The 1,058-nt window shown below is 71.4% G+C and carries 1 protein-coding gene and 1 pseudogene; one reads left to right on the forward strand and one right to left on the reverse strand.

Annotated elements, in window-relative coordinates:
- Positions 1-89: 89 nt before the first annotated feature.
- Positions 90-539, forward strand: a complete 450-nt coding sequence (locus tag ACPC54_RS42295) for an HD domain-containing protein (RefSeq protein ID WP_111586179.1) — start codon at positions 90-92, stop codon at positions 537-539.
- Positions 540-553: 14 nt separating this feature from the next.
- On the opposite strand, the pseudogene ACPC54_RS42300 reads toward ACPC54_RS42295, so the two are convergent.
- Positions 554-1,058: pseudogene (locus ACPC54_RS42300) on the reverse strand (acyltransferase family protein); the annotation flags it as partial.

Below are 1,058 nucleotides of genomic sequence, written 5' to 3' on the forward strand. Positions count from 1 at the left end.
GGACGTCAACGACGACAGGGCGCTGCTGCTGATCTGCCGCGAGTCCGCCGCCCACGCCCGCTGACGGACGATCTCCGGAGAATGGCCGTATGACATCACCGCTCACCCTCGCCGACGTCGAAGCCCTCGCCCGTGCCGCGCACGAGGGGCAACGGGACAAGGCGGGACGGCCGTACGCCGAACACCTCGCCGCCGTCGCCGAGGGCGTCCGCGCCCGCGGGGGCGACGCCGAACAGATCGCGGCGGCCTGGCTGCACGACGCCGTGGAGGACGACGCGTTGAGCCGCGCCTGGCTGGCCGGGGCCGCGCTCACCCCGCGCACCAAGGCCATCGTGGACGCCGTCACCAAGCGCGCGGGGGAGGAGCCGGGAGCGTACGCCCGGCGCATTCTCGACACCCCGGGAGCGCTGCTGGTGAAGGAGTCGGACCTGGCGCACAACGCCGACCCGGACCGGCTCGCCGTACTGGACGGACCGACCCGGAAACGACTGACCGAGAAGTACACACGGATGCGCGCACTCCTCGGTCTCGACGCCTGACCCGTTCCCGGACCTCAGACGCCCGCCTTCACCGGCTCCCGCTCCCTGGTCTGCCGCTCGCGCGCCAGTTCGGTGGCGTCCTGGACGAAGGCCCAGGCCATCTTGGGTTCCATGGCGAAGCGGAACACCCGTTGCACCGGACTGGTGCACAGGACGGACACGGTGGCCACCGCGAGGACGGTGACGACGGCCGAGCCGTAGCCGCCGTAGCGCTGGGCGATGTCGAAGCCGCCGAGGAAGAGCACGCTCTTGATCACGAAGCCGTGCAGCAGATAGCCGTACAGGGTGCCCGTGCCGAGCGCGGTGAACCAGGTGCGGCGGCCCGGCACCCAGGCCAGGAAGCAGGCGGTCAGCAGGATGGCGCAGCCGAACATGGCCAGCGTCATCAGCGGACCGATCCACCACGGGGCGCCGAGTTCCTGCGCGGCGTTCTGGCGGTAGAACCAGTTGTCGTTCATGTGCGGCGCGGTCCACCAGCCGATGGCCAGCGCCGCGGCGAACACCGGCAGCGACAGGAGC

Source organism: Kitasatospora sp. NPDC094028 (assembly GCF_049543595.1).
Taxonomy (GTDB): domain Bacteria; phylum Actinomycetota; class Actinomycetes; order Streptomycetales; family Streptomycetaceae; genus Kitasatospora.